This is a genomic window from Stenotrophomonas sp. a6 (assembly GCF_030913325.1).
In the GTDB taxonomy this organism is placed as follows: domain Bacteria; phylum Pseudomonadota; class Gammaproteobacteria; order Xanthomonadales; family Xanthomonadaceae; genus Stenotrophomonas; species Stenotrophomonas maltophilia.
In genome coordinates this window covers 873,916-899,956 of the sequence record NZ_CP133161.1, presented here as the reverse complement: position 1 = coordinate 899,956, position 26,041 = coordinate 873,916, and the positions used below count along the sequence as shown (strand labels likewise).

Genomic DNA, 26,041 nt, shown 5'->3' with positions numbered 1-26,041 from the left:
CGGCGGGGAACAGGGAAACGGCCACCCATGGGTGGCCGTTTCGAAGGGGGATCAGGCGGCGAGGTGCTTGTTCCACTCCGCGACGCGGTCGGCCTGGGCGGCCAGCACGGCGTCGACGTCGCCTTCCAGGGTGATCGAATGGATCACGTCGCCCTGCTTGACCGAATCAACGATGGCCTGGCCTTCCAGGACCTTGCCGAAGACGGTGTGGCGGCCGTCCAGCCAGTCGGTCTTGATGTGGGTGATGAAGAACTGGCTGCCGTTGGTGTTCGGGCCGGCGTTGGCCATCGACAGCGAGCCGACCTCATGCTTCACGCCGTTCTTCTCGTCTTCGAACTTGTAGCCCGGGCCGCCGGTGCCACGACCCTGCGGGCAGCCGCCCTGGATCATGAAGTCGGCGATCACGCGGTGGAAGATCAGGCCGTCATAGAAGCCGTGCTTGACCAGGTTCACGAAGTTGGCCACGGTCAGCGGCGCCTTGTCGGCGAACAGCTCGACCTTGATCGGGCCCTGGGTGGTGTCGAAAGTGGCGATGAGGGACATGAAGATCCTTGATGCAGAGGGGAACGCGTCTAGCCACCTAGTTTACACCTGCCTCGTGGCGGCGGCGGCTTCGACCATCGGTGAAGAACCCGGCTTCAGCCCGTGGACGGGAAGCCGCGTCTCCGGGCGCTGGCGGCCCCGGCCGACGCGGCGGACAGCCAGCTGAATGGGCCCCGCGACGGATGTGAAATCCACCTTTTCGCGAATCGTCAAGTTCGACGTATAATGTTGGACTTCTTTTTCCAAATCCGGCGCCGACTGGCCCCCTTTCGTATGTCCATCGAAAATCTTCGCAACATCGCCATCGTCGCCCACGTCGACCATGGCAAGACCACCCTGGTCGACCAGCTGCTGAAGCAGTCCGGCACCCTGTCCGAGCGCACCGTCCTCGCCGAGCGCGTGATGGACAGCAACGACCAGGAAAAGGAACGCGGCATCACCATCCTGGCCAAGAACACCGCCATCACCTGGGAAGACAAGAAGACCGGCATCAAGAACCGGATCAACATCGTCGACACCCCCGGCCACGCCGACTTCGGTGGTGAGGTCGAGCGCGTGCTGTCGATGGTCGATACCGTGCTGATCCTGGTCGACGCGATGGACGGCCCGATGCCGCAGACCCGCTTCGTGACCCAGAAGGCCTTCGCGATGGGCTTCAAGCCGATCGTCGTGGTCAACAAGGTCGACCGTCCGGGCGCCCGTCCGGAATGGGTGATCGACCAGGTCTTCGACCTGTTCGACAAGCTCGGCGCCACCAACGAGCAGCTGGACTTCCCGATCGTCTACGCCTCGGGCCTGAACGGCTATGCCGGCCTGGAAGACACCGTGCGCGACGGCGACATGACCCCGCTGTACGAAGCGATCATGCAGCACGCGCCGAAGCCGGAAGTGGATCCGGAAGGCCCGTTCCAGATGCGCATCAGCCAGCTGGACTACAACAACTTCGTGGGCGTGATCGGCATCGGCCGCATCCAGCGCGGCACCCTGAAGAAGAACATGCAGGTCGCGGTCATCGACCGTGAAGGCAAGAAGCGCAACGGCAAGGTGCTGCAGGTGCTGGGCTTCATGGGCCTGGAGCGCATCGAGCAGGATTCGGCCGAGGCCGGCGACATCGTGGCCATCTCCGGCATCCAGGAGCTGACCATCTCCGACACCATCTGCGCACCGGACTTCCCGGAAGCGCTGCCGGCGCTGACCGTCGACGAGCCGACCATCTCGATGACCTTCCAGGTCAACAACTCGCCGTTCGCCGGCAACAAGGACCTGTCCGGTGGCAAGTTCCTGACCAGCCGCCAGATCAAGGACCGCCTGGACCGTGAAAAGGTCCACAACGTGGCCCTGAAGGTCGAGCAGCTGGAAGACGCCGACAAGTTCCTGGTCTCCGGCCGTGGCGAACTGCACCTGTCGGTGCTGATCGAGAACATGCGCCGCGAAGGCTACGAGCTGGCCGTGTCGCGCCCGGAAGTGATCATCAAGGAAATCGATGGCCAGCTGATGGAGCCGATCGAGCAGCTGGTGGTGGACATCGAAGAAATCCACCAGGGCGGCGTGATGGAAAAGCTGGGCACCCGCAAGGGCCAGCTGAAGAACATGGAATCGGACGGCAAGGGCCGCGTGCGCCTGGAGTACCAGATCCCGGCCCGTGGCCTGATCGGTTTCCAGAACGAGTTCAAGACCCTGACCCAGGGTTCGGGCCTGCTGTTCCACGTGTTCGACCACTACGGTCCGAAGGAACAGGGCGCGATTGCCAAGCGCATCAACGGCGTGATGATCGCCAATGCACCGGGCACCACGCCGGCCTACTCGCTGGGCCCGCTGCAGGAGCGCGGCAAGCTGTTCGCTGCTGAAGGCGACAACGTGTATGAAGGTCAGCTGGTCGGCATCCACTCCAAGGACAACGACCTGACCGTCAACGCGATCAAGACCAAGCCGCTGACCAACATGCGCGCTTCGGGCAAGGACGATGCGATCCAGCTGACCCCGGCGATCAAGTACTCGCTGGAACAGGCCCTGGACTTCATCGAAGACGACGAGCTGGTCGAGATCACCCCGAAGGAGATCCGCCTGCGCAAGAAGTTCCTGACCGAGAGCGATCGCAAGAAGGCTTCGCGCGGCGGCTGAGCCAGCACCCCGTGAACCAGAGCGGCTACAACCCGGATCCACACCGGCATCCGGGTCTGCACGTCATCGCCCTGCTCGAAGCGAGCAAGGCGATGCTGGCGCTGTTGGCCGCCACCGGGCTGGAAGTGCTCGGACCGCAGCCGCTGCGGCACGGCATCATGGCCCTGATCCGGCGTTTCAGCCTGGATCCGGACCATGGCACCCTGCCCTCGCTGCTGCACATGATCAGTCCCGACGCGGTCCACCTGGCCGCGGCGGGGATGATCGGCTACGGCCTGCTGCACCTGGTCGAAGCCTGGGGCCTGTGGCGGGCCAAGGCCTGGGCGTCCTGGCTGGGCTGCTTGACCGCCGCCCTGTACCTGCCTTTCGACATCTTCGCGATCATCCGCCATCCCGGCTGGCCGTCATGGACGATCCTGGCGATCAACCTGATCGTGGTCTACGTCCTCGCCCGCGACCTGCGCAAGCGCCACCGCTGAGCACCGGCTACACTGGGGATTGGAGCCGACCAAGCCGCCCCATGCGCCCGTCCTTGCCGCCTCTGCTGACCTGCCTGCTCGCCGCGCTGCCGGCGCTGCTTTCGGCTGGCTGCAGCCCGGCCACGCCCAGCGCGCATGCGGCCGAACCTGCGAGCCGCAACGTGCCGTTCCCGTACGCCGAAACCGATGTCGCCGACCTGCAGGCGCGGATGACTGCCGGAGATCTGGACAGCACCACCCTGACCCAGGCCTACCTGCAGCGTATCGCCGCCCTGGACCGCACCGGGCCCCGCCTGCGCGCGGTGATCGAGCTCAACCCCGACGCGCTGAAGGAAGCCGCCGCACGCGACCGCGAGCGCCGCGAAGGGCGCCTGCGTGGGCCGCTGCATGGCATCCCCCTGCTGCTGAAGGACAACATCAACGCCGCACCGATGGTCACCAGTGCCGGCTCACTGGCCCTGCAGGGCTTCCGTCCGGACGATGCCTACCTGGTACGCCGGCTGCGCGAGGCTGGCGCCGTAGTGCTGGGCAAGACCAACCTCAGCGAGTGGGCCAACTTCCGCGGCAATGACTCCATCTCCGGCTGGAGCGCGCGCGGCGGCCAGACCCGCAACCCCTACCGCATCAGCCATTCACCGTGCGGTTCCAGCAGCGGCAGCGCGGTGGCCGTGGCCGCCAACCTGGCCAGCGTGGCGATCGGCACCGAAACTGACGGCAGCATCGTCTGCCCGGCCGCGATCAACGGCGTGGTCGGTCTGAAGCCGACGGTCGGGCTGGTCAGTCGTGATGGCATCGTGCCGATCTCCTTCAGCCAGGACACCGCCGGCCCGATGACCCGCAGCGTCGCCGATGCTGCTGCCGTGCTGACTGCGATCGCCGGCCGCGATGACGCCGATCCCGCCACCGCGACCATGCCCGGCCGTGCGGTCTACGACTACACCGCGCGCCTGGACCCGCAGGGCCTGCGCGGCAAACGCATCGGTCTGCTGCAGACGCCGCTGCTGAAGTACCGCGGCATGCCGCCGCTGATCGATCAGGCAGCGACCGAGCTGCGTCGCGCCGGCGCCGTGGTGGTGCCAGTGGAGCTGCCCAACCAGGGCGCGTGGGCCGAGGCTGAGCGCACGCTGCTGCTGTACGAGTTCAAGGCCGGGCTGGAGCGCTACTTCAGCACCCACCGCGCGCCACTGCGCAGCCTGGCCGAACTGATCGCCTTCAACCAGGCGCACAGCAAGCAGGAACTGGGCCTGTTCGGCCAGGAGCTGCTGGTGGAGGCCGATGCCACCACCGGCCTGGCAGACCCTGCCTACATCCGCGCGCGCAGTGATGCGCGCCGGTTGGCCGGCCCGGAAGGCATCGATGCAGCCCTCGCCGCCCATCAGCTCGATGCGCTGGTGGCGCCGACCACCGGTGTGGCGTGGCCGATCCGCAGCGAAGGCGACGACTTCCCCGGCGAGAGCTACAGCGCCGCTGCCGTGGCCGGTTACCCCAGCCTGACCGTGCCGATGGGCCAGATCAACGGCCTTCCCGTCGGCCTGCTGTTCATGGGCACCGCCTGGAGCGAGCCGAAGCTGATCGAAATGGCCTACGCCTACGAGCAGCGCACCCGTGCGCGGCGGCCGCCACACTTTGATACCGATGCGCTGATCGACGCCGGCGAGCCCTGAGCTCCGGTGACGCCGCGACATCTTGCTTCCGGTAGTGCCGGCCGCTGGCCGGCAGCTCGATCGCTCCGGCGTTGCCGGCCCGCGGCCGGCACTACCGATCCTGTGGCTCCACCGGCACGATCGCCGCCTCACCATCTTCAGCACCTGGCGAACGCACATCCGAGGTGCGTGCACGTGGACCACGCGGCATATCCAGCTCGTCTTCGTGTTGCAGCCGCGCACGCACCTGCGGCAACGACTGCGGATGCTCACGTGCGAGGAAATCGAGCATGCGTTCGCGCACCAGGCAGCGAAGATCAAAGGCATCACCGGAACTGCGCGCGCTGACCAGCAGGCGCACCTGGATCGCGCGCTCGTTGGTTTCGGTCACCTGGGTCACGCAGACGCGCCCATCCCATAGCGCCTGGCCATGGCAGATGCGCTCCAGCTCGGCACGGATCGCCGCGATCGGTGCCCGATAGTCCAGCCACAGAAACGCAGTGCCGAGCAGATCGGCACTGCGCCGCGTCCAGTTCTGGAACGGGTTTTCGATGAACCAGGTCAGCGGCACCACCATCCGCCGCTCATCCCAGATCCGCACGACCACATAGCTGCTGCCGATCTCCTCGATGCGGCCCCACTCGCCCTCGACGATCACCACGTCATCCAGCCGGATCGGCTGCGTCAGTGCGATCTGCAGGCCGGCGATGAGGTTGCCGAACACCGGCTTGGCGGCGATGCCCGCCACCAGCCCGATCAGGCCCGCCGACGCCAGCAGCGCCGTGCCGATCTTCTGCACCATCGGGAAGGTCAACAGCACCAGCGACGCACCGAGCACGATGATGCCGCCCATCAACACCCTACTGAGCACGCGCGTCTGGGTCTGGATGCGGCGTGCCTCCAGGTTGTCGGAGACATCGATGGGATGGCTGCGCAGGATCGCGCGCTCGCCCGCCGCCACCGCGCGTACCAGCAGCCAGACGAAGCAGGCCATCAATGCAATGTGCAGTCCGTGCTGCAGATGGCCCAGCAACGGATCCTGCAGCGGCGTCGCCTGCAAGGCGGGAATCAGCAGCAGCAGCGGCCACGCGGTGGCCAGCGGCAACCCGAGTACTCGACCGATACGCGCACGTCGGCGATCACGCCCTTTCAGCCGGTGATAGATCCACAGGATCAGCCATGCGCCTATGCCGCCCACCACTAAGGCCAATCCCAACGGCCATGCGTAGGCCTGTGCGCTCTGCCAGTGCACCGTTGCCACCTCCAGTCGGACAACCAGGTGGACAGCCTCGCGCATGGCGCATGAGTGTCACGTCAGTCGTTTGTAAGGAGGGTGTTGGTCGGCAGGGCTTGCAGCCCTGCACCTGCGGACGCAACGGCAACGGCCGAAGCAACAGCAACAGCAGAAGCGGGTATTCCGTGGGATGGCGGGGTGGGTCCGGTTGCGGGGGGCGCTGCAAGTCCCCCTCCGGGGCCCGGCCCAGCCGCTGGCGGCTGTGCGTTCGGGCGCTTGCGAAGCAGTGCTTCGCAAGCAAAGCGCCCTCACCCATGTAAGCTCGGTCGCCGCTTGCCCGTGTGCGCTGTCCTGCGCACACGGCAAGACCGGGGTTGGGCGTCCTGCCCAACCCGCCCGAGGCATGCCTCGGGCCCATGCGGCTTACGCTCCCGCAACCGGACCCACCCCGCCTTCGACAGTTTTCTGCGATCTGTCGGAAGCTGCTGCTGATGGTGGGTGCCGACCGTTGGTCGGCACGGGGTCGGAGCCCATTTTGAATACTGCTATCTGACAGAAAAATCGTGTCGACCAACGGTCGACACCTACCAACAGCCGCGCATGCCAATCGCCGCAGTTACCAGTAGATCCACGCCATGCGTGGATGATTCATTCGACATCTGACAGATGTGCCGACCAACGGTCGGCACCCACCAATAGCGACCTGAACCTGTCGAAGGTGGGGCGGTGTCGGAGTGCGGGGTGTCAGCCGCATGGATGCGGCTGCCAAGCTTACAGGGACGTACTTGCAGCGTCCCCGCACTCCGACACCGCCCCGCCATCCCACGGAATACCCGCTTCTGCAGTTGCTGTTGCTTCGGCTTCTGGCAGGTGCAGGGCTGCAAGCCCTGCCTAAAACCCATTACCGCACTTGCTCCTGCTTGCGCACGATCGCCATCGCGATCTCCAGCGACTGCTCGTAATTCAACCGCGGGTCCACCGTTGAGCGATACGCACGCTCCAGGTCACGCTCGGTCAGTTCGCGCGCACCACCGGTGCATTCGGTCACGTCCTCGCCGGTCAGTTCCAGGTGCACGCCACCCAGGCGCGTGCCCGCGGCCGCATGCAGATCAAACGACATCTCCACTTCGCCACGCACGTTGTCGAAGCGACGCGTCTTGAAGCCATTGGCAGTGCTTTCGGTGTTGCCATGCATCGCATCGCACACCCACAGCACGCGGCGGCCATCACGCTTGACGGCATCCAGCAGCGGCGGCAGCTTCTCGGCGATCTGCGCCGCACCCATGCGGTGGATGAAGCTCAGTCGACCCGGTTCGTCGTGCGGGTTGAGCACGTCGATCAGGCGCAGCAGCTGGTCCGGCGTCACCGACGGGCCGACCTTGATCGCAATCGGATTGCGCACGCCACGCAGGTATTCCACGTGCGCGCCATCGAGCGCAGCCGTGCGCATGCCGATCCACGGGTAATGCGTGCTCAGGTTCAACCAGCCCTGCTGGCGCGGCACCTGGCGGGTCAGCGCCTGCTCGTAGGGCAGCAGCAGCGCTTCATGCGAGGTGTAGAAGTCGATGCGGTTGAGGTTGTGCACGCGGGCCCCGGCCAGGGTCTCCATGAAGTGCACCGCATCGCCGATCGAGGCCACCATCTTCTGGTAATCGGCCGCCAGCGGCGAGTGGCTTACCCACTCCAGGTTCCAGTATTCGGGGTGGTGCAGGTCGGCGAAACCACCGTCGATCAGCGCACGCACGAAGTTCATCGTCATCGCCGAATGCGCGTGGGCCTGCAGCATCCGCTTCGGGTCCGGCAGACGCGCTGCTTCAGTGAAAGCGGGGGCGTTGATCACATCGCCGCGGTAGCTCGGCAGGGTTACGCCGTCGCGGGTCTCGGTATCGGCCGAACGCGGCTTGGCGTACTGGCCGGCAAAGCGGCCAACGCGGATCACCGGCTGGCGCAGGCCGTGCACCAGCACCAGGCTCATCTGCAGCAGTACCTTCAGCCGGTTGGAGATGGTGCCCGATTCGCAGTCGCTGAAGTTCTCGGCGCAGTCGCCGCCCTGCAGCAGGAAGCGCTTGCCTTCCTGGGCCTCGGCCAACTGCTGCTTCAGCGCCAGGATCTCCCATGAGGTGACCAGCGGTGGCAGCCGCTTAAGCTCGTGCAGGGCCGCCTCCAGGGCTACCGGGTCGGGATAGGTCGGCATCTGCAGCGCGGTCTTGCCCCGCCAGCTCTCCGGCGACCAGGCAGCGCCGGCGGCGGTCGCGGCGGGATCGGGCACGGGCGGAACGGCGGACAGGCTCATTGCAGACTTCCGGGATGGGGGGCGGTCATGGTCGCAGAGCCGGCCGCTGACGCAAAGGGCCGGTCCGGCCTACCGGCTCGCCTGAACGGCAGAGAAAGGCCGACGCCAGCGGCCAGATCCTGCATGGTCAGCCACCCGGGACAGGCGCATGATTTGTTACGGAGTAACACTTCAATGTCATGGACCGGCCCCTTCCACATCCAGCCGCCACCTCTCCCACCATGAAGCCCTCGCCCCTCGCTACCGGCATCACCTTCGCCCTGGCCCTGGCCAGCCTGCCCGCCTTCGCCTCGGCATCCGACGCCCCCGCTTCGTCCGTCAAGGATCTGGATGCGGTCACCGTCCACGCCCGGCTCGACCAGGCCCGCAACACGCTGTCGCCGGACATCGGCAGCAGCCAGTACCAGATCACCGCCGAGGACATCCAGAAGCAGCCGCTGGGTGCCTCCGCGCCACTCAGCCAGGTACTGCTGCAGGCCCCTGGCGTGGTCCAGGACTCCTATGGCGGCGTGCATGTGCGTGGCGACCACGCCAACCTGCAGTACCGCATCAACGGCGTGCTGCTGCCCGAATCGATCTCCGGCTTCGGCCAGACCCTGGACGCGCGCACCATCAAGAGCATCCGCCTGATGGACGGCGCACTGCCGGCGCAGTTCGGCGAGCGCACCGCAGCGGTGGTCGACATCACCACCCGCAACGGTGCCGAGCTGGGCAATGGCGGCAGCGCGGGGCTGACCACCGGCTCGTTCGGCAAGATCAATCCGAACGCCTCCTGGTGGGGCAACCAGGGGCGCTGGAGCTGGTTCCTGACCGGCAACTACGACCAGCATGAGGTCGGCCTGGAGAACCCCACCAACTCGCGCAAGCCGCTGCACGACGATACTCACCAGGGAAAGGCCTTCGCCGACCTCACCTACCTGGTCAACGACAACACCCGCCTGAGTGTGTTCGCCGGTTTCGCCAACAACCGCTTCCAGATCCCGGTCAACCCGGGCCAGACGCCACAGTTCGGATATCTGGACACCACCACCTTCGACTCCAGCCAGCTGGATGAGACCCAGCGCGAGACCACCCGCTTCGGCATGCTGGTGCTGCAGGGCACGCTGGGCAGCACCGCGTACCAGCTATCGGCCGGACAGCGCTACAGCGACGTGGCGTTCAACCCGGACGTGGTGGGCGACCTGGTGTTCAGCGGCGTCGCCTCGCAGGTCCAGCGCAGCAACCGCGCCAACACCCTGCAGGCCGACTTCTCAACGCCGTTGGGCAACGACCACACGCTGCGCTATGGCCTGTACGGCAATTACGAGAACGCGCGGGCGAACAGCAACAGCTGGGTGTTCCCGGTTGATGACGGCGGCCAGCAGTCCGGCACGACACCGCTGTTGATCCCCGACCGCAGCGCGTTCCACGCCAGTACGCTGGCACTGTACGTACAGGACGAGTGGAAGATCGGCGACGACTGGACCGTGAACTACGGCCTGCGTGGCGACCGCTACAAGGCCTTCGGCCGCACCGAAGGCCAGCTCAGCCCGCGCGTGGGCGTGGTCTGGAATGCCAGCGACAGCACCACCGTGCACGCCGGCTATTCGCGCTACTTCACGCCACCGGCCAGCGAGTTGATTGCCAGCAGCGACATCGCGCTGTACGACGGCACCACCAACCAGCAGCCCAGCGGCGGCAACAACACGCCGCTGGCCGAGCGCAGCGACTACTACGACATCGGCGTCTCGCAGCAACTGGGCGAGCACCTGACCCTGGGCCTGGACGCGTATGACCGACGCGTCGCACGCCTGCAGGACGAAGGCCAGTTCGGCGCTGCCTACATCTATTCGACCTTCAACTACCGCCGTGGCCACATCCGTGGCCTGGAGTTCAGTGCCGACTACAGCAACGGTCCGTTCAGTGCCTACTTCAACGCCGCGCTGAACAAGGCCATCGGTACCGACGTCATCACCGGCCAGTACAACCTCGATCCGGAAGCGCTGGCCTATGTGGCCAACCACTGGATCCACCTCGACCACGACCAGAAGCTGACATCATCGGGTGGTCTCAGCTACGCCTTCGCCGGACACAACCGGATCGGTGCCAACTACGTGTTCGGCAGCGGCCTGCGTTCCGACATCGAAGGCGTACCCAACGGCGGCGAGCTGCCGTCGTACCTGCAGGTGAACCTCAGCGCCGGGCACGACTTCAATGCCGACAGCGGCCATCCATTGCACGTCCAACTGGCCGTGATCAACGCACTGGATCGCAGCTATCAACTGCGCGACGGTGGCGGTGTCGGCGTCTTCGCCCCGCAGTGGGGACCGCGCCGAGGTGCTTACCTGAGCCTGCAGCAGGACTTCTGAGGTAGCGCCGGCCGCTGGCCGGCATCCTCACGGTGTGCCGGCCAGCGGCCGGCACTACCCTTCGTCAACGATTGGGGTCAGAGCCCTTTGCGATGCCACGGGACCCGACCCCGTTTCGCTTTCAGCGCTTGACCTTGCCCAGCGACACCACCAGCGCCCACAACGCCAGCAGCACGAACCACACGCCCGACCACATCGGCATGGTCAGGCCCAGGAAGGTCCAGTCGATGTTGCCGCAGTTGCCGGTACCGGTCAGTACCGTGCGGAATACTTCCAGCGGCCCCATGGTCTCGCTCAGGAACGCCAGCGGCGGGCCACAGGTGGAGCCCATTTCCGGCGGCAGCATCTGCACGTAGACGTGGCGCGCGGCGATGCCGGCACCCACTGCGGCGGCAATGAACGCCAGCACGCCATAGGTCGCGCGTCCCGGGCGGTTGGAGGGCCCGTGCAGCGCACCGATCAGGAACAGCAGGCCGAGCGCGGCAAAGGCCAGGCGCTGGAAGATGCACAGCGGACACGGCTCCAGGCCCATCTTCAACTGCAGGAAGATCGCGTAGCCAAGCAGGCCCGCGCAGATCAGGAAGCCCAGCAAGAACTGGGCGCGGAAGGGCCAGCGCAGTGGATTCATCGTCAACGCTCAAATGGATCAGGCGCCAAGCGTAACCGAGAGTGCGTGCCATTCGAACCGCCACAGGTGACGCCTGTCGGAACGGTGCGGGTCAGATCCCAGTGCGAATGCAAAGGGCTCTGGCCTGCGGTGCTGCCTGCCCGGGGTCAGGGCCCTTTCCTGCGGAAAGGGATCCGAGCCCTGGAAACGCAAAAGCCCGGCAGAGGCCGGGCTTTCGCTGTGTCGCGTTGGAGCGGTCCGATTACTCGGCCACTTCCTCGGCCACGACCGGACGGTCAACCAGCTCGACGTAGGCCATCGGCGCGTTGTCGCCGGCGCGGAAGCCGCACTTCAGCAGGCGCAGGTAGCCGCCCGGACGGTTCGCGTAGCGCGGGCCCAGGATTGTGAACAGGTTGCCCACGGCTTCGTTGTCGCGCAGGCGGGCGAAGGCCAGACGGCGGTTGGCGACGGAGTCGACCTTGGCCAGGGTGATCAGCGGCTCGGCAACGCGGCGCAGTTCCTTGGCCTTCGGCAGGGTGGTCTTGATCAGCTCGTGCTTGAACAGCGAGGCGGCCATGTTCTTGAACATCGCTTCGCGGTGGGCGCTGGTGCGGCTGAACTTACGGCCAGACTTCTGGTGACGCATGGTGATATTCCTTGGTTAATGATGTGGCTGTGTGGATCGTTGTCGCCATCCTGGCGTTGCTGCGCGGACTGCGGATGGTCCTGGCCGCCCGTCCTGGACGACCTGCCGCGCGAACCTGCGGTTCGTCATGGCATGGTGTGTTGCGTTGAAGGCCCCACCGCGAACGGTGGAGCCTTCAGGCATTACCGATCTCAGCCCAGCATGCCGTGGCTGGCGACACCGGCCGGCGGCCAGTTCTCCAGCTTCATGCCGAGCGACAGGCCGCGCTGAGCCAGCACTTCCTTGATCTCGGTGAGCGACTTCTTGCCCAGGTTCGGGGTCTTCAGCAGCTCCACTTCGGTCTTCTGGATCAGATCGCCGATGTAGTAGATGCTTTCAGCCTTCAGGCAGTTGGCCGAACGCACGGTCAGCTCCAGATCGTCGATCGGGCGCAGCAGCACCGGATCCACGCCGTTGTTGGCCGGCTTGGCCGCACCGCGGTCGCGGTGGGTGAAGTCACCGAACACCGACAGCTGGTCGCTGAGGATGTCGGCGGCGGTGCGCACGGCTTCCTCGGCGTCGATGGTGCCGTTGGTCTCGATATCGATGACCAGCTTGTCCAGGTCGGTACGCTGTTCGACGCGGGCCGCTTCCACGGCATAGGCGACGCGGCGGACCGGCGAGAACGAGGCATCCAGGACCAGGCGGCCGATGGCACGGGTTTCTTCGTCCGGACGACGACGCGCGGCAGCCGGCTGGTAGCCGAAACCACGTTCGATCTTCAGACGCATGTTGATTGCCGTGTCCTTGGTCAGGTGGCAGATCACATGGTCGCCGTTCAGGATCTCCACATTGTGGTCGACCTTGATGTCGGCAGCGGTGACAACGCCCGGGCCCTGCTTGGACAGGGACAGGGTGGCGCTGTCGCCGGAGTGCATACGGATGGCCACGTCCTTGAGGTTCAGCAGGACTTCGAGCACGTCCTCCTGCAGACCTTCGACCGTGGTGTACTCATGCAACACGCCGTCGATTTCGACTTCCGTGATGGCGAAGCCCGGGATGGACGACAGCAGCACGCGACGCAGGGCATTACCCAGCGTATGCCCGTAACCCCGCTCCAAAGGTTCGATAACGACCTTTGCACGAGTGTCGGTAAGGCGTTCGATCTGCGGACCGCGAGGACGCAGAACCTGGTTGGCGGTAACCGTCATGTTGCGGGTTCTCCTAGTGAACCCCCGGCCGTCGCCGGGGGCTCTCCAATGTGAATTACTTCGAATACAGCTCGACGATCAGCGCTTCGTTGATGTCCGCAGGCAGATCCGAACGATCCGGAACAGCCTTGAAGATGCCGGTGAACTTGCCGGAATCCACTTCAACCCACGACGGGCTCAGGTCATGCTGGGCGGCGACGGTCAGGGCTTCCTGGACGCGCAGCTGCTTGGCAGCCTTTTCAGACAGAGCGATGGCGTCGCCAGCCTTGACCTGGTACGAAGCCAGGTTGACCGACTTGCCATTCACGGTGACGCCGCGGTGCGACACCAGCTGACGGGCAGCCGGACGGGTCACAGCGAAGCCCATGCGGTAGACGACGTTGTCCAGGCGGGTTTCCAGCAGCTGCAGCAGGTTCTCGCCGGTGTTGCCCTTCTTGGTCGAGGCCTTCTTGTAGTAGTTGCGGAACTGACGCTCCAGCAGGCCGTAGATACGCTTGACCTTCTGCTTTTCACGCAGCTGGGTGGCGTAGTCGGACAGCTTGCCCTTGCGGGCAGTGGCGCCGTGCTGGCCGGGCTTCTGCTCCAGCTTGCACTTCGAGTCCAGCGCACGCGCCGGGCTCTTCAGGGACAGGTCGGCGCCTTCGCGACGGGCGAGCTTACAGGTAGGACCGATATAACGAGCCATTTCTTATCGCTCCCTTTAGACGCGACGCTTCTTCGGCGGACGGCACCCGTTGTGCGGGATAGGCGTCACGTCGATGATGTTGGTGATCTTGTAGCCGACGTTGTTCAACGAACGCACGGCCGACTCACGGCCCGGACCCGGGCCCTTGATGCGGACTTCCAGCGACTTCACGCCGTAGTCCAGCGCAGCACGACCGGCCTTTTCAGCGGCCACCTGGGCAGCGAACGGGGTCGACTTGCGCGAACCGCGGAAACCAGCGCCACCGGAGGTCGCCCACGACAGAGCGTTGCCCTGGCGGTCGGTGATGGTGACGATGGTGTTGTTGAACGAAGCGTGGACGTGGGCAACGCCGTCGGTGACGACGCGCTTGATCTTCTTCTTGGTCTTAGCAGCGGGCTTAGCCATTTCTCAGTCCCTTACTTCTTGATCGCCTTGCGCGGACCCTTGCGGGTGCGGGCGTTGGTACGGGTGCGCTGGCCACGCAGCGGGAGGCCACGACGGTGACGCAGGCCGCGGTAGCAGCCCAGGTCCATCAGGCGCTTGATCGCGATGCCGATCTCACGGCGCAGATCGCCTTCCACGATGTACTTGCCGACTTCGGCGCGCAGGCGCTCGATTTCCGGCTCCGACAGATCGCGGATCTTGGTGGTCGAAGCAACGCCTGCGACTTCGCAGACCTTCTTCGAACGGGTACGGCCGATGCCGTAAATGCTTTGCAACCCGACCCAGACATGCTTCTGGGCTGGCAGGTTGACGCCTGCAATACGCGCCATGACGCGGTTCTCCAGCTGAGTGATGGCCGACAGCGCGCCTCGGGCACGCCAATCCGGCAGGATGGATCAAAAAAGTGAACTAGCGATACTAACAAGGTTCCGGTTTACATGGAAGCCCGTGAAACCATTGGTTTCATGAACCCGGCCTGGGGAGTGTGCCCAGGCTCCGGCGCCGGATGGGGTTGGACCTGGGGTTTCCCCCGGGGCCGCCCGCGCTACTCCAGCGCGGGACCACCTCATCACACCCCCACCCGGAACCGCTGCGGGGGCCGCCCTTCGTTTGTGTGGCCGGAGTCCGCGAAGCGGAGGGACCATCACGTCAGGAAGACGAAAGTATAACAGGCCAATCAGCCGCGGGCAAAACCGCCGCGGTTGCCGCCCTTCAGGTTGGCCTTCTTCAGCAGGCTCTCGTACTGGTGGGACATCAGGTGCGCCTGCACCTGGGCGATGAAGTCCATCACCACCACCACCACGATCAGCAGCGAAGTACCACCGAAGTAGAACGAGGCGTTCAGCTGCGTGCGCATCAGTTCCGGCAGCAGGCAGACGATCACCAGGTAGGCCGAGCCGGCTGCGGTCAGGCGGGTCAGCACGCCGTCGATGTAATCGGCGGTGGCCTTGCCCGGACGGATGCCCGGAATCAGCGCGCCCGACTTCTTCAGGTTGTCGGCGGTTTCCTGCGAGTTGAACACCAGCGCGGTATAGAAGAACGCGAAACCGGTGATCAGCGCAGCGAACACGATCATGTGCAGCGGCTCGCCCGGGCCGAGGGCATTGGCGACCTTCTGCAGGACCTGGCCGAAGCTGCTCTGGTTGGCAGCCTGGCCGGACCACATGGCCAGGGTGGCCGGGAAGGCCAGCAGGCTCGAGGCGAAGATCGCCGGGATGACGCCGGCCATGTTGAGCTTCAGCGGCAGGAACGAGGTCTGGTTCATGTACGCGTTGCGACCGCCCTGGCGGCGCGCGTAGTTGACCGTGATCCGGCGCTGGCCACGCTCGACGAACACCACGAAGAAGGTGAAGGCGAGCACGACGATGGCGATCAGCAGCAGCTGGATGAACTGGATGTTGCCGTCGCGGTAGGCGTCGAAGGTGTGGATGATCGCACCCGGCAGGCCTGCGACGATACCGGCGAAGATGATCAGCGACACGCCGTTGCCGATGCCGCGCTCGGTGACCTGCTCACCGACCCACATCAGGAACATGGTGCCGGCGGTCAGCGCGACCACGGCGGTGAGCACGAAGCCCATGCCCGGCGCGTACACGACCGGAGCGCCCGACGGCGAGACCTGGCCCTGCAGGGCCAGCGCGATCGAGCCGCCCTGCACCACTGCCAGCAGCACGGCGCCGATGCGCGAATACTGGGTGATCTTGCGGCGGCCGGACTCACCTTCCTTCTGCATCGCCTTCAGGGCGGGGAAGATGTGCACGGCCAGCTGCATCACGATCGATGCCGAGATGTACGGCATCACGTTCAGCGCGAAGATGCTGAAACGGTGCAGGGCGCCGCCCGAGAACATGTTGAACATGTCCACGATGCCGCCGCCCTGCTGTTGCATCATGGCAAGCATGGCATCGGGATTGACGCCCGGCACCGGCACGTAGCAGCCGATGCGATAGACGATCAAAGCCCCGACGACGAACAGCAAACGTTGGCGAAGTTCAGTGAACTTGCCCATTCCGCCCGCGAGGTTACCGATGCCAGCTTGCGCCATGATTTTCTTACTCCGTTACGCTGCCGCCGGCAGCTTCGATCGCGGCCTTGGCACCCGCCGTGGCAGCAATACCCTTCAGGGTGAACGCCTTGGTCACTTCGCCCTTGACGACGACCTTGGCCTTCTTGGCAGTGCTCGGGACCAGCTTGGCAGCACGCAGGGCGGCGAAGTCGATCTCACCGGCCGGCAGCTTGTCCAGCGCGTACAGCAGCACTTCAGCGGTGTCCTTGGCGATCGGCGAACGGAAGCCGATCTTCGGCAGACGACGCTGCATGGGGGTCTGGCCGCCTTCGAAGCCAGCCTTGATCTTGCCGCCACCCTTGCGGGCGAACGAACCCTTGTGGCCGCGGCCGGCAGTCTTGCCCAGGCCCGAGCCGATACCGCGACCGACGCGGGTACGCTCGGTGCGGGCGCCCGGTGCCGGGCTCAGTTCATTGAGACGCAGAGTCATGGTCGATTACTCCTCAACCTGGACGAGGTACTGAACCTTGTTGATCAGGCCGCGCACCTGCGGGCTGTCCTTCAGTTCACGCACATCGTTGAGCTTGTTCAGGCCCAGGGCACGCACCGACAGGCGGTGACGCGACTGGGTGCCACGCAGGCCACGCACCAGGCGGACCTTGACAGTCTTGTTGGACTCATTAGCCATGGTTGAGTTCCTCCACCTTCTTGCCGCGCTTGGCCGCGATGCGGGCCGGCGACTGCGCAGCAGACAGGCCCTTCACGGTGGCACGCACCAGGTTGATCGGGTTGCGCGAACCGGTGGCCTTGGCCAGCACGTTCTTCACGCCAACCGCTTCCAGCACGGCGCGCATGGCACCGCCGGCGATGACGCCGGTACCTTCCGAAGCCGGCTGCATGAACACGCGGGCTGCGCCGTGACCATCCTTGATGGTGTGCCACAGGGTGCCGTTGTTCAGGTCAACGCTGACCAGGTTCTTGCGGGCCTGTTCCATCGACTTCTGGATGGCGACCGGCACTTCGCGGGCCTTGCCATAACCGAAACCGACCTTGCCTTCGCCGTCGCCGACAACGGTCAGGGCGGTGAAGGTGAACTGGCGGCCACCCTTGACGGTCTTGCTGACGCGGTTGACCGCGACCAGCTTTTCGATCATGCCGTCGTCGATCTTCTCTTCGCGGTTACGGTCGCGATCGCGACCCCGCTGCTGACGCTCTTCTGCCATGTTGATTCCTTGGTTGTTTGGGTATGTACGGCTCGAAGCCGCTTATGGTTGTGGCGTGACGCGGCGTTCCGGTGGGCCGCTGCAGAAGAGCGGCGCCGTCCAGCCTCACTCAGGCTGGCGAGCAGGCAGGCAGGAGGCCAATGGCCCCCTGCCCTTGTCCCTTAGAACTGCAGGCCGGCTTCGCGGGCCGCTTCTGCCAGGGCCTTGATGCGGCCGTGGTAGCGGTAGCCCGAACGATCGAAGGCAACCTTCTCGACGCCGGCGGCCTTGGCGCGCTCGGCGACGATGCGGCCAACCTTGGCGGCGGCATCGGCGTTCTTGCCGTTCTTCAGGCCTTCCATGACGTCGGTCTGGGTGGTGTTGGCGGCAGCCAGCACCTTGGAACCGTCGGCGGTGAAGACCTGGGCGTACAGGTGCTGACCGGTGCGCAGCACCGACAGGCGGGCGACGCCGAGCTCACGGATGTGGGCGCGGGTCGACTTGGCGCGACGCAGGCGGGCGATGTTCTTGTTCATTTTGATTATTCCTTGAAAGCTGAAGGAAGAGCTTTTCCCTGAGAAGTCCGCACAGGGATGTGCGGGCTCTTGCGAGGGACTCGCGCTTATGCCTTCTTGGCTTCCTTACGGATGATGACTTCGTCGGAGTACTTCACGCCCTTGCCCTTGTACGGCTCCGGCTTGCGGAACGCACGGATCTTGGCGGCAACTTCACCGACGACCTGCTTGTCAGCGCCCTGGACCAGGATCTCGGTCTGGGTCGGGGTCGACAGGGTGATGCCTTCCGGCGCCACGAACACGACCGGATGCGAGAAGCCCAGCGACAGGCTCAGGTCCTTGCCCTGCATGGCAGCGCGGTAACCCACGCCGACCAGCTCCAGCTTGCGCTCGAAGCCTTCGGACACGCCCTTGACCATGTTGGACAGGATCGCACGCACGGTACCGGTCAGTGCGACCAGGTCAGCGTTCTCGGTGCTCAGGGTGGCAACGCCGTTGTCGACGTTGATGGCAATACCGGCCGGCTTGGCCAGCGACAGGGTGCCCTTCGGGCCCTTGGCGGTGACGCTGTCCGACTGGACGTTCAGTTCAACCTTACCCAGGTCGATCGGCTTCTTGGCTACGCGGGACATAGTTCTACTCCTTTCGCCTTAGGCCACGAAGCACAGGACTTCGCCGCCGACGCCCAGCTGGCGCGCCTGCGCATCAGTCATGATGCCCTTGGAGGTGGAAATGATGGAGATACCCAGGCCGTTCATGACCTTCGGCAGCTCGCTCTTGCCGCGGTACTGGCGCAGGCCCGAACGCGAGAAGCGCTTCAGGGTCGCGATGACCGGCTTGCCTTCGAAATACTTCAGCACGATTTCCAGCTCGGACTTGTTGTTTTCCAGCTGGGTCACGCGCAGGTCGGTGATGTAACCCTCGTCCTTCAGGACCTGGGCAATCGCAACCTTGATCTTGGACGACGGGGCTTTCACCGTCTGCTTGCCAACCGCGGCCGCATTCTTGATGCGGACCAGCAGGTCGGCGATGGGATCAGTCATGCTCATATGAGTACCTTTGAGTGCACCGATATCCGCTTTCGCGAAAATCTGTTGTCTCCTGGAAACGGGCCAGGTCCCTTGTTGCAGTGGGCCGGAAGCCCACTCCTACAACCCCGTCTGCACAGGGCAAGACGCGGGAGTATACGCCAAAAGAGCCCGGCTTGCGCCGGGCTCTTCGGTTTTTTTGCGTCGGGAAAGCTGAATGCCTCCCCTGCCCGGTTCAGGAACCCCCGAAGGGGCTCCTGATCGCAGGGCCGGCTGGGATCACCAGCTGGCCTTGCGCAGACCCGGGACGTCGCCACGCATGGTGGCTTCACGCAGCTTGTTACGGCCCAGACCGAACTTGCTGTAGACGCCACGCGGACGACCCGACAGCTCGCAACGGTTGCGCTGGCGGCTCGGCGACGAATCGCGCGGCAGCTTGGCCAGCTTGGTTGCGGCGTCGATCTTCTCTTCGTAGGTCGCGTCCACGGAGGACACGATCTTCTTCAGAGCTGCACGCTTTTCAGCGTACTTCTTTGCCAGCTTTTCCCGCTTGATGTCGCGGTTGACCATGGAGGTCTTTGCCATTTCGGTTTCCTCGACAGATCAGTTACGGAACGGGAACTTGAACGCTGCCAGCAGCGCCTTCGCTTCCGCGTCGGTCTTCGCAGTGGTGGTGATGGCGATATCCATACCGCGGATCGCGTCGACGGCGTCGAAGTCGATTTCCGGGAAGATGATCTGCTCCTTCACACCCATGTTGAAGTTGCCGCGGCCGTCGAAGGAACGACCGGAAACACCACGGAAGTCGCGCACGCGCGGCAGCGAGATGTTGATCAGGCGATCCAGGAACTCGTACATCTTGTGGCGACGCAGCGTGGTCTTGCAGCCGATCGGCCAACCATCGCGGATCTTGAACGACGCAACCGACACACGCGACTTGGTGACAACCGGCTTCTGGCCGGAAATCTTGGTCATGTCGCCGACGGCGTTTTCCAGGATCTTCTTGTTGGTGGCCGCTTCGCCGACACCCATGTTCAGGGTGACCTTGACCAGCTTCGGCACTTCCATCGGATTGGTGTAGCCGAACTGCTTCATCAGCGCCGGCACCACTTCGTCCTTGTAGAACTTTTCGAGACGGGAACTCATCTTCTCATTCCTCAGGCGTCGAGCGCCTCACCGCTGGAGCGGAACACACGCAGTTTGCGTCCATCCTCCAGCACCTTGAAGCCAACGCGTTCGCCCTTGCCCGAAGCCGGGTTCAGAACATTCACGTTGGAGATATGGATCGAAGCTTCGCGCTCGACCACGCCGCCGGCAACACCTGCCTGCGGGTTCGGCTTGGTGTGGCGCTTGACGATGTTCACGTTGGCGACGACCACACGGTCGCCGTCGACGCGGACGACTTCGCCCTGCTTGCCCTTGTCCTTGCCAGCGTTGACGACAACCTGGTCGCCCTTCTTGATACGGTTAGCCATGATTATCTCCTGTCGCTCACAGCACTTCGGGAGCGAGCGAGACGATCTTCATGAACTTCTCCGAACGAAGTTCACGGGTCACCGGCCCGAAGATACGGGTACCGATCGGCTCCTGCTTGCTGTTCAGCAGAACGGCAGCGTTGCCGTCGAAGCGGATCAGCGAGCCGTCGGCGCGACGCACACCCTTGCGGGTACGCACCACGACGGCGTCATACACTTCACCCTTCTTGACCTTGCCGCGCGGAATCGCATCCTTCACGGTGACCTTGATGATGTCGCCGATGCCGGCGTAACGGCGCTTGGAACCACCCAGCACCTTGAAGCACATCACCTGCTTGGCACCCGAATTGTCCGCGACGTCAAGGTAGCTCTGCATCTGGATCATGATTCAGCTCCTTATTCAGCCGCGCGCGTGATGACTTCCACCACGCGCCAGTTCTTGGTCTTGGACATCGGAGCAATCTCGGTCACGCGGACGACATCGCCTTCCTTGCAGGCGTTGTCGGCATCGTGGGCGTGCAGCTTCGTCGAGCGCTTGATGTACTTGCCGTACAGCGCGTGCTTGACCTGACGCTCAACCAGGACGGTAACCGTCTTGTCCATCTTGTTGCTGACGACACGGCCTTCGACCGTGCGCAGCGTCTTCTTTTCAGTATTGTCGCTCATAGCGGCCATCCTTACTTCGTGCTGCCGAGCAGGGTCTTGACGCGAGCAATCTCGCGACGGACCCGGCGAATGTCGTGGGTCTTCGGCAGCTGGCCGGTGACCTGCTGCATACGGACAGAGAACTGTTCCTTACGCAGGTCGATCAGGTGGGCCTTGAGTTCGTCAGCCGACTTTTCACGGAGAGTTTTGATATCCATCAGCGCACCGTACGGGTCACGAAAGTGGTGGTGACCGAGAGCTTGGCGGCGGCCAGGCGGAACGCCTCGCGAGCCACTTCCTCGGAAACACCCTCGATTTCATAGATCATGCGGCCGGGCTGGATCTGGGCCACCCAGTATTCCACGTTACCCTTACCAGAACCCATTCGGACTTCGATGGGCTTCTTGGTGATGGGCTTGTCGGGGAACACGCGGATCCACATCTTGCCGCCGCGCTTGACGTAGCGGCTGATCGAGCGGCGGGCCGCTTCGATCTGACGCGCGGTCAGCTGACCGTGTGCGGTTGCCTTCAGGCCGTATTCGCCGAAGCTGACAGCGTTGGCGCTCCAGCTCAGGCCATCGTTACGGCCCTTGTGTACCTTGCGGTACTTGGTTCGCTTGGGTTGCAACATTGTCGTTACCTCGCTTCACGGGCCGGGCGCTGACGGTCACCACGGTCGCCGCGATCGTGACGATCGTTGCGCGACGGGGTGTCGTCCTGCTTTTCCTGGCCAACCTGGGAGAAATCGAAGACCTCGCCCTTGTAGATCCAGACCTTGATGCCGATGATGCCGTAGGTCGTCTTGGCTTCAGCGAAGCCATAGTCGATGTCGGCACGCAGGGTGTGCAGCGGCACGCGGCCTTCGCGGTACCACTCCGAACGGGCGATTTCTGCACCGTTGAGGCGGCCACCCACGTTGACCTTGATGCCCAGGGCACCCAAGCGCATCGCGTTGCCGACCGAGCGCTTCATTGCGCGGCGGAACATGATGCGACGCTCCAGCTGCTGGGCGATCGACTCGGCAACGAGCTGCGCGTCCAGTTCCGGCTTGCGCACTTCGGTGACGTTGATGTGCGCCGGGACGCCCATCATCTCGCTCACTTCCTTGCGCAGCTTCTCGATGTCCTCACCGCGCTTGCCGATCACCACGCCCGGACGGGCGGTGTGGATCGTCACGCGAGCGGTCTTGGCCGGACGCTCGATCAGGATCTTGCTGATGCCGGCCTGAGCCAGCTTCTTGCGCAGCATTTCGCGCACTTTCAGGTCGGCTGCCAGGTAACCAGCGAACTCGGCCTTGTTGGCGTACCACTTGGAGTTCCAGTCCTTGGAAATGCCGAGGCGGATACCAATCGGATGAACTTTATGACCCATGGTCTTTTCCTTATCCGCTTACTTGGCGGCGCCCACAACCACAGTGATGTGGCTGGTGCGCTTGAGGATGCGGGTACCGCGGCCTTTCGCCCGCGCCATGAAACGCTTCAGGGTCGGACCTTCATCAACCATGATGGTCTGAACCTTCAGCTCGTCGACGTCGGCGCCCTGGTTGTTCTCGGCGTTGGCAATAGCCGACTCCACCACCTTCTTGATCAGGTGGGCAGCCTTCTTGTCCGAGAACTTCAGCAGGTTGACCGCACGCTCGGCCGGCAGACCGCGCACCTGGTCAGCGACCAGACGAGCCTTCTGCGGGGAGATGCGCGCAGTGCGCAGGATGGCTTTCGCTTCCATTGTCATCTCTCCTTACTTGCCCGACTTCTTGTCACCACCGTGACCCTTGAAGGTCCGGGTGATGGCAAATTCGCCGAGCTTGTGGCCGACCATGTTCTCGTTGACGAGAACCGGGATGTGGTTCTTGCCGTTATGCACGGCAATGGTGACGCCTACCATGTCAGGCAGGATCATCGAACGGCGCGACCAGGTCTTGATCGGCTTCTTGCTGCCCGCAGCGGCCTCCACCTTCTTGACGAGGTGGTGATCGACGAACGGGCCCTTCTTGAGTGAACGTGCCATGGTCGATTAGCCCCTACGATCGCGGACGATGAACTGCTGAGTGCGCTTGTTATGGCGCGTCTTGTAACCCTTGGTCGGGACACCCCACGGGGTGACCGGATGCGGGTTACCCTGGCCGGCCTTCGCCTCACCACCACCGTGCGGGTGGTCAACCGGGTTCATGGCAGCACCACGAACGGTCGGGCGGACGCCGCGCCAACGCTTGGCACCGGCCTTGCCCAGCTTTTCCAGGCTGTGCTCGTCGTTGCCGACTTCGCCGATGGTGGCGCAGCACTCGACCGGAACCTTACGCATTTCACCCGAGCGCAGGCGCAGGGTGGCGTAGATGCCTTCGCGAGCCACCAGCTGCACGGCCGCACCAGCGGCGCGAGCGATCTGAGCGCCCTTGCCCGGCTTCAGTTCGATGCAGTGGATGGTGGTGCCGACCGGGATGTTGCGCAGCGGCAGGGTGTTGCCAGCCTTGATCGGGGCATCCGAACCAGCGATCACCTGATCACCGGCCTTCAGGCCCTTCGGGGCGATGATGTAGCGACGCTCACCGTCGACGTAGCACAGCAGAGCGATGTGCGCGGTGCGGTTCGGATCGTATTCGATGCGTTCCACGCGCGCCGGGATGCCCAGCTTGTTGCGCTTGAAGTCGATGATGCGGTAGTGCTGCTTGGCACCACCACCGACGTGACGCACGGTGATGCGGCCATGGTGGTTACGACCACCCGAGCGGCTCTGCGACTCGACCAGCGCAGCGTGCGGAGCACCCTTGTGCAGGTCGGGAGTGACCACGCGCACGGCCGAACGGCGGCCGGGGGAAGTGGGCTTGAATTTCATCAATGGCATGGGATGTACCTCAGGCCTTGGCCGTTACATCGATCGACTGGCCATCGGCCAGGCGAACGTACGCCTTGCGCCAATCGCCGCGGCGGCCAGCACGGTTACGGAAGGACTTGTTCTTGCCCTTGACGTTGACCACGTTGACGGCTTCGACCTTGACGTCGAACAGCTGCTCAACCGCGGCCTTTACATCGGCCTTGGTGGCTTCGTTCGAAACTTCGAAGACATACTGGTTGGAGAGTTCCTGCAGGCGCGCGGTCTTTTCGGAGACACGCGGGGCACGCAGCACGCTGAAGATTTTTTCGTTGCTGTTCATGCCAGCCACTCCTCGACCTTCTTGACCGCGTCAGCGGTGATGACGACCGTGTCGGCACCCACCAGCGAGACCGGATCCAGACCCTGGACGTCACGCACCTGCACGTACGGCAGATTGCGGGCGGACAGGTACAGGTGCTCGGACGCTTCTTCGGTGACGATCAGCGGGCGCTTGCCCACTTCCAGGCCGGCCAGCTTGGCGATCAGACCCTTCGTGTTGGTCACTTCGACGTCGAAGGACTCCACGATGGTCAGACGGCCCTGACGGTTCAGCTCGGACAGGATCGCGCACATGGCGGCACGGTACTGCTTACGATTGACCTTCTGCTCGAAGCTGCGCGGCTTGGCCGCGAAGGTGACACCGCCGCCGACGAAGATCGGAGCCGTCAGTGCGCCATGACGCGCGCCGCCGCCCTTCTGCTTCTTCGACTTCTTGGTGGTACCAGCCACTTCGGAGCGAGTCTTCTGTGCCTTGGTGCCGGCGCGACCGGCGTTGCGGTAGGCAACGACGACCTGGTGGACCAGATCTTCGCTGAAATCGCGACCGAACACGGCGTCGGAGACCGAGACCTTGTTGTTGCTACCCGTGATAACGAGTTCCATCGTCATCTCTCCTTATGCCTTGCTCGCCGGACGGACGATCACGTCGCCACCCGCCGCGCCCGGAACGGCGCCGCGAACGGCGATCAGACCGCGCTCGACGTCGACCTTGACCACTTCCAGGTTCTGGGTGCTCTGCTGCACCGCACCCATGTGGCCCGACATCTTCTTGCCCGGGAAAACGCGACCCGGGGTCTGGCGCTGACCCAGCGAACCCGGCGCGCGATGCGACAGCGAGTTACCGTGGGTTGCATCGCCCATACGGAAGTTGTGGCGCTTGATGGTGCCCTGGAAGCCCTTACCCTTGGTGACACCCTGGACGTCGACGATCTGGCCGACTTCGAAGATGTCCGCCTTGACTTCGCCGCCAACGGCGAAATCGCCGAGCTGCGCGTCTTCAACGCGGAATTCCCACAGGCCACGACCCGCTTCCACCTTCGCCTTGGCGAAGTGGCCGGCTTCCGGCTTGTTGACCAGGGCAGCGCGACGCGCGCCGACGGTCACCTGCACGGCGCTGTAGCCGTCGGTTTCGACGGTCTTGATCTGCGCGATGCGGTTCGGGGTTGCTTCGATCAGGGTCACCGGGATGGAGCGGCCATCTTCAGTGAACACGCGGCTCATGCCAGCCTTGCGGCCCACGAAGCCCAACGAATACTTCTTCGTCATGGTCGTAGTCCTCAGGTCAGCTTGATCTGAACGTCGACGCCGGCAGCCAGTTCGAGCTTCATCAGCGCGTCCACGGTCTTGTCATTCGGGTCAACGATATCGAGCACGCGCTTGTGCGTGCGGGTCTCGTACTGGTCACGCGCGTCCTTGTCGACGTGCGGGGAAACGAGAACGGTGTAACGCTCGATCTTGGTCGGCAGCGGGATCGGGCCACGCACTTGCGCGCCGGTCCGCTTTGCCGTTTCAACGATCTCGCTGGCCGAACGGTCGATCAGACGATGATCGAACGCTTTCAGCCGGATCCGGATCTTTTGGTCCGCCATGGCGGTAGGTTCCTTCGTTAAAAGAGCGACAGACAAAGCCTCTGGGTTGCTTTGCCCCATGAAATTCCTGAATACGGACGGCCCGCACTCCTGCAGGCCGCCAAGGTCAATCCATAGACCTCAAAAACGTAGGCAGACCAGTTTCCCGGCCTGCCCAGACGTAGAAGCATAATGGCACGCAAGGCAGCTGTCAACAGTC

35 protein-coding genes are annotated in these 26,041 nt (G+C 64.2%); 4 read left to right on the top strand and 31 right to left on the bottom strand.

Translation table 11 applies throughout. From position 1 onward, the window contains the following. Positions 1–51: 51 nt before the first annotated feature. On the bottom strand, positions 52–543 hold the full coding sequence (locus Q9Q79_RS04105; RefSeq protein WP_005408225.1) for a peptidylprolyl isomerase: 492 nt from the start codon (positions 541–543) through the stop codon (positions 52–54). A 273-nt stretch (positions 544–816) separates the two neighbouring features. Here Q9Q79_RS04105 and typA point away from each other — a divergent pair, with 273 nt between their 5' ends. Genes typA through Q9Q79_RS04090 form a run of 3 tightly spaced genes read left to right on the top strand, consistent with a single transcriptional unit; the run spans position 817 to position 4,807 of the window. After that, a complete protein-coding gene (typA, locus tag Q9Q79_RS04100) occupies positions 817–2,664 on the top strand; it encodes a translational GTPase TypA (RefSeq protein WP_005412346.1) in 1,848 nt (615 codons plus the stop codon). 11 nt (positions 2,665–2,675) lie between these two features. Beyond that, positions 2,676–3,143, top strand: coding sequence for a DUF2127 domain-containing protein (locus Q9Q79_RS04095; protein WP_005408223.1), 468 nt, complete (start codon positions 2,676–2,678; stop codon positions 3,141–3,143). A 41-nt stretch (positions 3,144–3,184) separates the two neighbouring features. After that, complete coding sequence (locus Q9Q79_RS04090) at positions 3,185–4,807, top strand: amidase (protein WP_043033752.1); 1,623 nt, start codon at positions 3,185–3,187, stop codon at positions 4,805–4,807. Between the two features lie 91 nt (positions 4,808–4,898). Here the strand turns inward: Q9Q79_RS04090 and Q9Q79_RS04085 are convergent, their stop codons facing one another. Both Q9Q79_RS04085 and Q9Q79_RS04080 read right to left on the bottom strand, forming a co-directional pair. Next, on the bottom strand, positions 4,899–6,083 hold the full coding sequence (locus Q9Q79_RS04085) for a mechanosensitive ion channel family protein (RefSeq protein ID WP_062607728.1): 1,185 nt from the start codon (positions 6,081–6,083) through the stop codon (positions 4,899–4,901). 838 nt (positions 6,084–6,921) lie between these two features. Continuing rightward, the gene (locus Q9Q79_RS04080; protein ID WP_005408220.1) at positions 6,922–8,313 is read right to left on the bottom strand and encodes a 3-deoxy-7-phosphoheptulonate synthase class II; all 1,392 of its coding nucleotides are present in this window, start codon (positions 8,311–8,313) and stop codon (positions 6,922–6,924) included. Between the two features lie 221 nt (positions 8,314–8,534). Between Q9Q79_RS04080 and Q9Q79_RS04075 the strand changes: the two genes are divergently transcribed. Next, positions 8,535–10,661, top strand: coding sequence for a TonB-dependent receptor (locus Q9Q79_RS04075; protein ID WP_201864155.1), 2,127 nt, complete (start codon positions 8,535–8,537; stop codon positions 10,659–10,661). Between the two features lie 121 nt (positions 10,662–10,782). Here the strand turns inward: Q9Q79_RS04075 and Q9Q79_RS04070 are convergent, their stop codons facing one another. From Q9Q79_RS04070 to rpsJ, 28 genes are all read right to left on the bottom strand, one after another. Then, positions 10,783–11,289, bottom strand: a complete 507-nt coding sequence (locus Q9Q79_RS04070) for a disulfide bond formation protein B (RefSeq protein WP_005412342.1) — start codon at positions 11,287–11,289, stop codon at positions 10,783–10,785. A gap of 241 nt (positions 11,290–11,530) precedes the next feature. Beyond that, complete coding sequence (gene rplQ, locus Q9Q79_RS04065; RefSeq protein WP_005408217.1) at positions 11,531–11,914, bottom strand: 50S ribosomal protein L17; 384 nt, start codon at positions 11,912–11,914, stop codon at positions 11,531–11,533. Positions 11,915–12,105: 191 nt separating this feature from the next. After that, on the bottom strand, positions 12,106–13,104 hold the full coding sequence (gene rpoA, locus Q9Q79_RS04060; protein ID WP_005408216.1) for a DNA-directed RNA polymerase subunit alpha: 999 nt from the start codon (positions 13,102–13,104) through the stop codon (positions 12,106–12,108). Between the two features lie 55 nt (positions 13,105–13,159). Beyond that, complete coding sequence (rpsD, locus tag Q9Q79_RS04055) at positions 13,160–13,789, bottom strand: 30S ribosomal protein S4 (protein ID WP_004145446.1); 630 nt, start codon at positions 13,787–13,789, stop codon at positions 13,160–13,162. A 15-nt stretch (positions 13,790–13,804) separates the two neighbouring features. Then, positions 13,805–14,194, bottom strand: coding sequence for a 30S ribosomal protein S11 (rpsK, locus tag Q9Q79_RS04050; RefSeq protein WP_004145443.1), 390 nt, complete (start codon positions 14,192–14,194; stop codon positions 13,805–13,807). Between the two features lie 11 nt (positions 14,195–14,205). Next, the gene (gene rpsM / locus Q9Q79_RS04045; protein ID WP_004154500.1) at positions 14,206–14,562 is read right to left on the bottom strand and encodes a 30S ribosomal protein S13; all 357 of its coding nucleotides are present in this window, start codon (positions 14,560–14,562) and stop codon (positions 14,206–14,208) included. Between the two features lie 347 nt (positions 14,563–14,909). Further along, positions 14,910–16,277 (bottom strand): preprotein translocase subunit SecY, encoded by a 1,368-nt coding sequence (gene secY, locus Q9Q79_RS04040; RefSeq protein ID WP_005408215.1) that lies wholly within the window; start codon positions 16,275–16,277, stop codon positions 14,910–14,912. Positions 16,278–16,284: 7 nt separating this feature from the next. Further along, positions 16,285–16,728 (bottom strand): 50S ribosomal protein L15, encoded by a 444-nt coding sequence (rplO, locus tag Q9Q79_RS04035; RefSeq protein ID WP_004154498.1) that lies wholly within the window; start codon positions 16,726–16,728, stop codon positions 16,285–16,287. 6 nt (positions 16,729–16,734) lie between these two features. Further along, complete coding sequence (gene rpmD / locus Q9Q79_RS04030; RefSeq protein WP_005408214.1) at positions 16,735–16,926, bottom strand: 50S ribosomal protein L30; 192 nt, start codon at positions 16,924–16,926, stop codon at positions 16,735–16,737. Next, entirely contained in the window at positions 16,919–17,461 is a 543-nt protein-coding gene (gene rpsE, locus Q9Q79_RS04025; protein ID WP_005408213.1) for a 30S ribosomal protein S5, read from the bottom strand. The genes rpmD and rpsE overlap by 8 nt, the downstream gene beginning before the upstream one ends. 161 nt (positions 17,462–17,622) lie before the next feature. Continuing rightward, positions 17,623–17,982, bottom strand: coding sequence for a 50S ribosomal protein L18 (rplR, locus tag Q9Q79_RS04020; RefSeq protein ID WP_024957318.1), 360 nt, complete (start codon positions 17,980–17,982; stop codon positions 17,623–17,625). An 80-nt stretch (positions 17,983–18,062) separates the two neighbouring features. After that, a complete protein-coding gene (gene rplF, locus Q9Q79_RS04015; RefSeq protein WP_005408211.1) occupies positions 18,063–18,587 on the bottom strand; it encodes a 50S ribosomal protein L6 in 525 nt (174 codons plus the stop codon). Between the two features lie 18 nt (positions 18,588–18,605). Beyond that, a complete protein-coding gene (gene rpsH / locus Q9Q79_RS04010) occupies positions 18,606–19,004 on the bottom strand; it encodes a 30S ribosomal protein S8 (protein WP_005408210.1) in 399 nt (132 codons plus the stop codon). 258 nt (positions 19,005–19,262) lie between these two features. After that, on the bottom strand, positions 19,263–19,568 hold the full coding sequence (gene rpsN, locus Q9Q79_RS04005) for a 30S ribosomal protein S14 (RefSeq protein WP_005408209.1): 306 nt from the start codon (positions 19,566–19,568) through the stop codon (positions 19,263–19,265). Between the two features lie 18 nt (positions 19,569–19,586). Further along, entirely contained in the window at positions 19,587–20,129 is a 543-nt protein-coding gene (gene rplE / locus Q9Q79_RS04000; protein WP_004154491.1) for a 50S ribosomal protein L5, read from the bottom strand. An 11-nt stretch (positions 20,130–20,140) separates the two neighbouring features. Next, complete coding sequence (gene rplX / locus Q9Q79_RS03995; protein WP_004154490.1) at positions 20,141–20,458, bottom strand: 50S ribosomal protein L24; 318 nt, start codon at positions 20,456–20,458, stop codon at positions 20,141–20,143. A 16-nt stretch (positions 20,459–20,474) separates the two neighbouring features. Then, positions 20,475–20,843, bottom strand: coding sequence for a 50S ribosomal protein L14 (gene rplN / locus Q9Q79_RS03990; RefSeq protein ID WP_004145357.1), 369 nt, complete (start codon positions 20,841–20,843; stop codon positions 20,475–20,477). Between the two features lie 11 nt (positions 20,844–20,854). Next, a complete protein-coding gene (gene rpsQ, locus Q9Q79_RS03985; protein WP_004154489.1) occupies positions 20,855–21,124 on the bottom strand; it encodes a 30S ribosomal protein S17 in 270 nt (89 codons plus the stop codon). Between the two features lie 11 nt (positions 21,125–21,135). Further along, the gene (rpmC, locus tag Q9Q79_RS03980; protein WP_004154487.1) at positions 21,136–21,321 is read right to left on the bottom strand and encodes a 50S ribosomal protein L29; all 186 of its coding nucleotides are present in this window, start codon (positions 21,319–21,321) and stop codon (positions 21,136–21,138) included. Beyond that, positions 21,321–21,734 (bottom strand): 50S ribosomal protein L16, encoded by a 414-nt coding sequence (gene rplP, locus Q9Q79_RS03975; protein ID WP_004154486.1) that lies wholly within the window; start codon positions 21,732–21,734, stop codon positions 21,321–21,323. Before rplP ends, rpmC begins: the two co-directional genes overlap by 1 nt. Positions 21,735–21,739: 5 nt before the next feature. Then, entirely contained in the window at positions 21,740–22,474 is a 735-nt protein-coding gene (rpsC, locus tag Q9Q79_RS03970; protein WP_004145350.1) for a 30S ribosomal protein S3, read from the bottom strand. An 18-nt stretch (positions 22,475–22,492) separates the two neighbouring features. Further along, positions 22,493–22,828, bottom strand: a complete 336-nt coding sequence (rplV, locus tag Q9Q79_RS03965) for a 50S ribosomal protein L22 (RefSeq protein ID WP_004145348.1) — start codon at positions 22,826–22,828, stop codon at positions 22,493–22,495. A gap of 12 nt (positions 22,829–22,840) precedes the next feature. Then, a complete protein-coding gene (rpsS, locus tag Q9Q79_RS03960; RefSeq protein ID WP_004154485.1) occupies positions 22,841–23,110 on the bottom strand; it encodes a 30S ribosomal protein S19 in 270 nt (89 codons plus the stop codon). A gap of 6 nt (positions 23,111–23,116) precedes the next feature. Next, complete coding sequence (gene rplB, locus Q9Q79_RS03955; protein WP_004145339.1) at positions 23,117–23,944, bottom strand: 50S ribosomal protein L2; 828 nt, start codon at positions 23,942–23,944, stop codon at positions 23,117–23,119. Positions 23,945–23,954: 10 nt separating this feature from the next. Beyond that, a complete protein-coding gene (rplW, locus tag Q9Q79_RS03950; protein ID WP_004145338.1) occupies positions 23,955–24,254 on the bottom strand; it encodes a 50S ribosomal protein L23 in 300 nt (99 codons plus the stop codon). Beyond that, a complete protein-coding gene (rplD, locus tag Q9Q79_RS03945; protein ID WP_004145337.1) occupies positions 24,251–24,856 on the bottom strand; it encodes a 50S ribosomal protein L4 in 606 nt (201 codons plus the stop codon). The genes rplW and rplD overlap by 4 nt, the downstream gene beginning before the upstream one ends. Positions 24,857–24,868: 12 nt before the next feature. Then, positions 24,869–25,519, bottom strand: a complete 651-nt coding sequence (gene rplC / locus Q9Q79_RS03940) for a 50S ribosomal protein L3 (RefSeq protein ID WP_004145336.1) — start codon at positions 25,517–25,519, stop codon at positions 24,869–24,871. Positions 25,520–25,530: 11 nt separating this feature from the next. Then, on the bottom strand, positions 25,531–25,842 hold the full coding sequence (gene rpsJ, locus Q9Q79_RS03935; RefSeq protein WP_005408208.1) for a 30S ribosomal protein S10: 312 nt from the start codon (positions 25,840–25,842) through the stop codon (positions 25,531–25,533). Between the last annotated feature and the right edge of the window lie 199 nt (positions 25,843–26,041).